The organism is Streptomyces sp. NPDC059564, from assembly GCF_042735575.1.
Classification (GTDB): Bacteria; Actinomycetota; Actinomycetes; order Streptomycetales; family Streptomycetaceae; genus Streptomyces.
Window position 1 is genome coordinate 1 of record NZ_JBHWBP010000423.1, and the last position, 6,062, is coordinate 6,062.

The following is a 6,062-nucleotide window of genomic DNA, read 5'->3' on the forward strand; positions in this document are numbered from 1 at the left end:
GTTCGAACGAGTGGGTGTTGAAGAGTCCGCGGCCCTGGAGAAGCTCGCTTGGAAGGTCCGCAACGAGTTGGCGGCCGCAGGCCTGCCCGTGTTGGCCCCGGGGATGAACCCGGTCCTCGCCGGTGGCGCCGAGGTGGACATCGACGACGGTGCCGACACTGCCGGTGGAGTGTTCGTGGCCTGGCAGGCAAGCCCTCGCATGCGGGCCTGCGCGAGCCGCGCGTTCCGGCTGAAGCAGTTGGACGAACCGGTCCTGCGACACTCCAGCGCGGTCGGGGCCGCGATGATGCGGGCGATGGCCCAGGTCTTGGCCTCGGCGCGCTTCAGCGTCGAGGACGCGCGCGACGAATACCGCCCGCAACAGTTGCGGATCCTGGCCGGACCGCCGTCCGGACAGGATCCGGTGTGGTCGCTTCGCGACGACGAGCTGGAACTGCCCGGCTGGCAGGAGGCTCCCGCCGGCGATGCCGACTGAGGACACGGCGGATCACGGCGGCGGAGCATCGCGGGCGCCACGGGCCTGGTCCTGAAAGCGCTGGTCGCCGCCGTAGGCAGGGTGGTGCGGGGATCCGCTGCACGGCCGTGCACCCCACCTGAGATGGGGCCCCCGCCCCGAGTCTCAGGAAGGGAAGGCGGCAGGATGCGTGGGCGTTATGTTTCTGATCTTGAAAAGGGGCCGTGGGCAGTCGCCGGGGCCGCGAGCACGCTGGAGGAGAACGACATGATCCGCTTGTCTGCAGAACCCATGACGTGGGTAGCCGCCGGGGACAGCATCACCCAGGCCGTACTGCACACCCATGGCGCACGTGGCTGGGTGGAGCACCTGCAGGAACGGGTCAGATGGCAGATGGACCGGCTGACCGACATCGTCGTCAACACCGGTGTTTCCGGCTGGCGTGCCGTGGACGTGCTCGGTTCCTACGACCACCTGATCGGACGCTTCGCGCCCGACGTCCTGTCCATATCGCTCGGCACCAACGACGCGCGCGCAGGCCTGGCCGGGCTGCCGGAGTTCCACGACGCCATGCATCAGCTCATCGACCGTGCAGGCTCGCAGACCCAGATCGTCCTCCACACGCCGGTGCTGGTCAGCATCGCCGGCCGCGAGGCCCGCGGCACGCTCCCGGCTTACGCCCAAGCCGTGCGGGACATCGCGAAGGAGGCCGACGTCCTGCTGGTCGACCACGAGAGCCACTGGCGCGCGCACTTCGGCGATGCCGACCCCATCGCCTGGCTCGACGACCCGGCCCACCCCAACGCCGCCGGCCACCTTCACATGGCCGAGCACACCCTCCGGGTTCTGGGCCTGGGGCCCATGGAGCCCCGAACCTGAGTCAGCGCCGCGCTCTTCGGTGCTCAGGTCGGGCGCGTCTGGCAGCGGTCCCTTCACGGCCGAGCACCGCCAGTCGTCAGTCGGACAACGACGGTCGCCGTGGTCGGGCTCGGCGCAGCGGACGCAGGTGGTCGCTGCCGGTCGACTCGGGCCGCTCCTCCTGACCGTGTCGGGATGGATCGCCTTTACGTGCGACGACGCCGGGTAGCGGTCCCGATACCCCTGGGACTGATCACGCTAGTGGCCACTTGGACAGGACAACTGTCAACGCGTAGCTTGTCGGACTCCCGTGCGGGCGAGGATTGCGCTGGCGTCGTCGGCGAGGAAGAGCATGAAGGCCCACGTCCGGTCCGGTGAGAAGATGCGGCCGATCCTGACCCGAACGGCTTCGAGTCGGGTGAGGATGTCGACGGTGGATGGCAAGGCGAGAGTCTCAGCACCTCGCCTCCTCGCCTGCTCTCCCGCTGTCCGCTCAGTCGTCAAAGTGGAGCTCAGGCCGGGTCCAAAGGGTGAGGTCGCTGCTGGTGGCGACCGCCAGGGTCAGGCCGGAGGGAGAGAAACCGGCTGCGCGGAGTTCTGAGCACTCGGAGTGGAAGATGTGCCACCACGTCCCTCCCGCCGGGCCTTTGTGGGACCCGCCGTCGGCGGAGAGGATGACGCGGTCGTGGGGCCACTCGGGGCTGACGACGTCCAGGGTCCAGCCGTCTGGTGTGGTGCTGTGCAGGCCGCCGCCGAAGAGCCCGGCGATACGCACCTGCATGCCCTCGATTGGGCCGAGCCCGGGGCAGGTGAGCTCCGGCGACGCGTCCGGAGTGCTGGTGTCGGGGTCTGGGTCTCGGTCGCGGGCGACCTTCTCGCCGGTGACCGCGTCGAAGAGTCCATGACCGTCGCCGGACACGACCATGACGAGGTCGTGCCCGCTGTCGGGATGGACGGCGAAGCCAATGCCGAGCAGACCCCCGATGGGGGTCCTGAGGTCCAGCAGCGGCTGCCACGGCTCCGGGGCCGGCATGATGGTGGCGGCGATGTAGCGCTCGCGCAGCTTCTGCTGGTACTCCGTGATCAACTCGTCTCCTCGGGGCTGTCTGTGTCGGTCAAGAGCACAAACGATCAGTTTGAAGACGGCCCCAGGTGGCGCGCTTGCAGTGGTTCGGCGTGCGAGCGGGTGGTGTGGTGGCTGCGGTCATGGCGCCCGCACCCTGCTGGACCGTGACCGTCAGGGTCTGAGGATCAGACGGATCGGGTTGCCCTCCTTGCGCTCCAGGGCGTCCACGGCTTGCGCGGCCTCGGCCAGGGGGTGGATTCCGCTGATCGAGCCGGAGAGGTCCAGGCGGCGCATGCCCGCCAGGCGGACCAGGTCGACGAGGTCCTCGGGCCTGGATCCGTAGTGGCCCAGGACCTGTTGCCGGAAGCGGCAGAACCAGAGGTTGTCCAGGATGGTGAAGGGCTGGTCGGTGAGGCCGACCAGGACCAGCCGGCCGTGCTCGGCGAGGGCGGCCAGCGCCTGGTCCCGTGCGGCCGGCACACCGGCGAAGTCGAAGGCTGCGGCGACACCGCCAGCGCCTGCGGCGTCGCGTAGCAGGGTTCCGAAATCGGGGTCGGCGGGGTCCAGGGCGGTGTCGGCGCCGAGCCGGAGAGCCCGCTCGCGGGCGGCGGGCAGCGGGTCCACGGCGATGACCGGGCAGGCTCCCACCATGCGGAGCAGCTGGACGGCGTGCGCGCCGAGGCCGCCGACGCCCCACACCGCGACGGCTTCCGCGGGCCGTACGTTCGCGCCGGAGGTGATCGCCGCCCACGGGGTGGAGACCGCGTCGGGGATGATGCACGCCTGCTCGAAGGGGATTCCGGGCGGGAGGGGGACCACCGCGTCGGCTGCGGCCACCGTGTACTCGGCCCAGCCGCCGTCGATGTTCACCCCCCGGGTGCAGGGGGTTCCGTCGCGGAGCTCGCCGGCTTGGAGCACGACGGGGTCGCCCACGGCGAGACCGGTGACGCCGTCGCCGAAGGCCCTGACCTCACCCGCGGTCTCGTGACCGAGCGTCACCTTGTTCCCCGAACGGGGCTGCGGTTCGAGGATGCCCTGGATGAGGTGGACGTCCGACAGGCAGACCCCGGCCGCTCGTACCCGGATCAGGACCTGGCCCGGGCCCGGCTCGGGTACGGGCACTTCCTCGACAGCGAAACCGCCCCCTCCAGTGGTGAGCCTTCCGGCCAGCATCGTCTCCACGGACGGCCTGCCTCCTTGTATCCGCACCGCTTGGTGGTGCACCTTCGCCGAGTGAAGCGCACGGGCCCCGGCGGAACGCCGACCCATCGCGTGACGCGCCGGTGCTCAACGCTGTTCGGGCGCGAGCGGGTGGTTCGTGGCCCCTGCCGGGATCAGAGAGGCCCTGGTTTCGAGGCTCACCCGTCACCCGGCCGCCGACCTGACGGGCATTTTCTGCCAGGCCGCAGGGGCGGACAGGGTCTTCGCGGACGCCGTTCCGGCCGTGGGGGCACGGCTGATGGCGGTGATCCCCTTGGGGGACTACCGGGAGCGCAGGGTGGATCCGGGACACGCCGACGAGTTCGATCGATTGTGCCGGGCGGCCGCTGAAATCAAGGTGATGCCGTACCGGCGGACGACGCCGGATGCCTATGCTGCCGCCAATCCGTGCTCCTGGGGCGCGCTGAGCTGCTGATCGCCGTCTGGGACGGCCTTGAGGGCGGGCGCGGTGGGACGGCAGGTGTCGTAGCCACAGCCCAGGCCCACGCACTCCCTGCGGAGATCGTCCGGCCGGCCGGCGCCGAGCGCCGGGACGGGGAACGTACCGCCCGGCGGAGGAATCGCTGACGTGCAAGCGGACCGGCCTCCGGGAACCTCAGGCCCCATCTGGAGGATCCGCCTCAGCACACGAGCCGGGTGGCACGGCCGAAGTCGGCCCCACACCCGCAGGTGGCGTCAGGACCGGTTCCCGGCTCCGACGTGTGGTTGAGGCAGCCCACCGTCGTTCCGTACAGCTACGACTGGATCGACTTCCGCGGTCGGAAGAGTCCCCGGGGCCTCCTCCCCGACCTATCGCCTTCCCGAACGGTCACTGGCCAGTCGGCGGCGGTCCGTACGGCAGCCCGCCGCCCGGGCAGGGGCGGACGGGTGGTCTCGGCGGTCGCCGGCAGCGCCAGAGGTCCCGCGGTCCCGTGCGCCATCCGAAAGACGGGACCGGGCGGCGCGGCCACGTCGACAGGGTGTCCGGCGGGCAGCCACCAGCCCGACCGGTTCGGTGCTCCGCCACGAACCCATGCGGGGCATGGCGGACATCGCGGCCTTCAGCCCCGGGGCGGCCTCGCCGGGCCAGCCGGCACCGTGCGCCGCGAGCAGGATCCGCCCGGTACCGCCGAGCCCGATCATCACGTCGTAGCCGGTCCACGCACAGGTGGTCGACCCGATGGCCTCGGCGGCGAACTGCCATTGCGCCCAGGCGCGGTCGGCCGCCCCGGGTACGGCGTCGGCGAGCGAGGCGTGCGGCGGGGCCGTGCCCGCGAGACCGCCGCCGAGGGTGTGCCTCCGGACTGCGGGCAGCCCTTGGCTACGACAGCGGGCCATCTCCCGGCCCGGCGCCGCCGCCGGGCCGTACCGGCCGTCTCAGGGTCGTCCGGTCGCGAGCAAAGCCTCGATCATCAGGGCCATGACCTGCCGTGCTGCTTCGGGGGTACGGGTGAAGCGCAGGTGGTGCCATGCCTCCCAGGACGTGGTGGTCTCCAGCGCGGCGAGGAGGAGTGCACGACGGCCTTCCGGCTGGGCGGCGAACTCTGCCGCGAAGACGGCCTCCAGCTGGGCCCGGGCGACGCCGAGAGCGGTGTCGCGGCACCGGCGCAGTTTGTCCGACCGCTGTTCCAGCCGCACGGTGGTCAGCCGCAGAGGGGTGATCCATTCCAGTGCGTCCGCCCGGGCCGCGACGAGGGCGGTGATACGGGGCAGGAGGGGGCCGCTCACCGGCAGCTCGGGCTGGCGCGCGACCAACTCGTGAAGGCGGTGGTCGATGGCCTGGTCGATGATCTCCTCGATGCTCCCGAAGTGGTGGTGCACCAGTCGCGCGGAGGTACCGGCCCGGGCCGCGATCTTCGCGACGGTCGGGGCGGTCTCCCCCTCTTCTCCGAGTTCGAGTACGGCGTTGATGATGCGGGCCCGCGTCTGGCGGCCGCGCTCGACTCGGCCGTCACGGTGGTCGGCCGCTGTGTGGTCCTTCGGCATGGGGCGGTCCTCGGCAGGCATAGGGAGTGGGCGGGGTGCGGAGGTTCTCGTACGAGGGGTTGACGCGTCAGACAAGTTTCATAGAGTCTGCAATTATCTTCGCAGTCGAGGCCGGGAGGCCGCATGCGCATCCTCCGCACACCCGATCACTGCTTCACGAGTCTGCCCGACTGGCCGTACCGGCCGCACTACGTCGACGTCCCGGCGATGGACGGCAGTTCGGGCCGGTTACGAGTCCATTACGTGGACGAGGGCCCGCCCCGCGCGACCCCGGTCCTGTTGCTCCACGGCGAGCCCACCTGGTCCTACCTGTACCGCCACGTCATAGCGGGCCTGGTCGACCGCGGCCATCGGGTCGTCGCCCCGGACCTGATCGGCTTCGGCCGCTCGGACAAGCCCGCCGAGCAGCAGGACCACACCTTCGCCCGGCACGTGGCATGGATGTCCCACGCGCTGTTCGAGGGCCTGAACCTGCGACAGGTCACGTTGTTCGGCCAG

8 protein-coding genes are annotated in these 6,062 nt (G+C 70.9%); 4 read left to right on the top strand and 4 right to left on the bottom strand.

Translation table 11 applies throughout. The features are described 5' to 3' along the window. Both ACFV0Q_RS37150 and ACFV0Q_RS37155 read left to right on the top strand, forming a co-directional pair. A partial coding sequence (locus ACFV0Q_RS37150) for a hypothetical protein (RefSeq protein ID WP_385011824.1) occupies window positions 1-475 on the top strand: 475 nt, incomplete at its 5' end. A gap of 246 nt (window positions 476-721) precedes the next feature. Then, entirely contained in the window at window positions 722-1,333 is a 612-nt protein-coding gene (locus tag ACFV0Q_RS37155) for an SGNH/GDSL hydrolase family protein (RefSeq protein ID WP_385011827.1), read from the top strand. 472 nt (window positions 1,334-1,805) lie between these two features. Here ACFV0Q_RS37155 and ACFV0Q_RS37160 read toward each other — a convergent pair whose 3' ends face one another. Then, complete coding sequence (locus tag ACFV0Q_RS37160) at window positions 1,806-2,399, bottom strand: hypothetical protein (RefSeq protein ID WP_385011829.1); 594 nt, start codon at window positions 2,397-2,399, stop codon at window positions 1,806-1,808. Between the two features lie 150 nt (window positions 2,400-2,549). After that, complete coding sequence (locus ACFV0Q_RS37165; RefSeq protein ID WP_385011830.1) at window positions 2,550-3,560, bottom strand: zinc-binding dehydrogenase; 1,011 nt, start codon at window positions 3,558-3,560, stop codon at window positions 2,550-2,552. Between the two features lie 136 nt (window positions 3,561-3,696). Between ACFV0Q_RS37165 and ACFV0Q_RS37170 the strand changes: the two genes are divergently transcribed. Next, a complete protein-coding gene (locus ACFV0Q_RS37170) occupies window positions 3,697-4,014 on the top strand; it encodes a hypothetical protein (RefSeq protein ID WP_385011832.1) in 318 nt (105 codons plus the stop codon). 374 nt (window positions 4,015-4,388) lie between these two features. On the opposite strand, the gene ACFV0Q_RS37175 is transcribed toward ACFV0Q_RS37170, so the two are convergent. Both ACFV0Q_RS37175 and ACFV0Q_RS37180 read right to left on the bottom strand, forming a co-directional pair. After that, complete coding sequence (locus ACFV0Q_RS37175; protein WP_385011834.1) at window positions 4,389-4,916, bottom strand: hypothetical protein; 528 nt, start codon at window positions 4,914-4,916, stop codon at window positions 4,389-4,391. Between the two features lie 39 nt (window positions 4,917-4,955). Then, window positions 4,956-5,564, bottom strand: coding sequence for a TetR/AcrR family transcriptional regulator (locus ACFV0Q_RS37180; protein ID WP_385011836.1), 609 nt, complete (start codon window positions 5,562-5,564; stop codon window positions 4,956-4,958). Window positions 5,565-5,687: 123 nt separating this feature from the next. Here ACFV0Q_RS37180 and ACFV0Q_RS37185 point away from each other — a divergent pair. Next, window positions 5,688-6,062, top strand: a 375-nt coding sequence (locus ACFV0Q_RS37185; protein WP_385011839.1) for an alpha/beta fold hydrolase, incomplete at its 3' end; no start/stop codon positions are given.

Coding starts and splice junctions, on each gene's coding strand:
- ACFV0Q_RS37155 (WP_385011827.1), top strand. CDS start 722: ATGATCCGCTTGTCTGCAGAACCCATGACGTGGGTAGCCGCCGGGGAC.
- ACFV0Q_RS37175 (WP_385011834.1), bottom strand. CDS start 4,916: ATGGCCCGCTGTCGTAGCCAAGGGCTGCCCGCAGTCCGGAGGCACACC.
- ACFV0Q_RS37180 (WP_385011836.1), bottom strand. CDS start 5,564: ATGCCGAAGGACCACACAGCGGCCGACCACCGTGACGGCCGAGTCGAG.